This window comes from Psychrobacter sp. 1Y4 (assembly GCF_051847555.1).
The window spans coordinates 1-653 of sequence record NZ_JBPYDE010000684.1 but is presented as its reverse complement, the minus strand read 5'-3'; the positions used below and the strand labels follow the sequence as shown (position 1 = coordinate 653).

Below are 653 nucleotides of genomic sequence, written 5' to 3'. Positions count from 1 at the left end.
CATCACCAACAGCTGACCTTTGATAAATGCCATCAATGCCTGATCGCACTCTTTGGCGATGCCAATGACTTGTTTGCAGTATGCTCCCGGTATCGCCATCTTCCACGTCTGTAAACGCTGATCCCAATTGAACAAAAAATAAAACGTTAAAATTGGCACCAACACGATCAGTCCTGCACTGTTAATAAAGTTCATACTTGAAGTCAGTACTTGACTCATCATGGTACTGGCATCAGCAAACTTATAATTTGTTTGCATATACTCGACCAGCGTCTCTGAAAAATCCTTAGACTCTAAGACAGGCAATTGAAAACGAGTATTGCTGTTGAACCACTCTCGTACTACTTGGTTATACCAGCCAGATATCTTAGGTAGATACTCCCAAGCGGCTTGCAGCTGATGCCACAATGTCGGTACCAACCACCAGAGCAATAGCGCCATCCCTACAGTGATGGTAGAGTAAACAATAATAATTGCGATCCAACGTCTGAGATGTTTTGACAATCGCTTTACCAAAGGATTGAACAAGTAAGCCAGCATAAAAGCAAATATAAACGGCACAATGACTGGTATCATCAGGTAGAGAAGGAACAGCGCCACAACCAAAGCGACGACGATAAATAAACGTCTGAAAAAAGGGTCGATTGGTTGGT

At 42.7% G+C, this 653-nt stretch carries 1 protein-coding gene; it reads right to left on the bottom strand.

Going from position 1 to position 653, the window contains the following annotated elements:
* Positions 1–653: AI-2E family transporter (locus ACS8FC_RS18320; protein WP_439297839.1), on the bottom strand; the 653-nt coding region annotated here is incomplete at both ends.